Genomic DNA, 240 nt, shown 5'->3' on the forward strand with positions numbered 1-240 from the left:
CTTCTTCAATTAAAAATGATAAATATGTTTTTACATACATTACTGCCATAATTGCTAACGCTGCATTTCCTACTTGATGAATGCCTTTCATTGAGATTTGCAAATCTTCAAATGCGGAAAAAGGACAAGTAAAATCAAACTGTTCCCCATCTTCATTAGACTGTTTATGTAACGCTGTAAAATGCTTGCTAAGTTCGTATAAGTTTGCATGGTTTTCCTTTGCAACATTTTGAATGACTT

Annotated in this window: 1 pseudogene; it reads right to left on the reverse strand. The window is 32.5% G+C overall.

What is annotated here, in order from left to right:
- Positions 1-240 (reverse strand): annotated as a pseudogene (locus KVT27_RS25970) (bifunctional folylpolyglutamate synthase/dihydrofolate synthase); the annotation flags it as partial.

It is taken from the genome of Lysinibacillus sp. GbtcB16, from assembly GCF_019091145.1.
In the GTDB taxonomy this organism is placed as follows: domain Bacteria; phylum Bacillota; class Bacilli; order Bacillales_A; family Planococcaceae; genus Lysinibacillus; species Lysinibacillus fusiformis.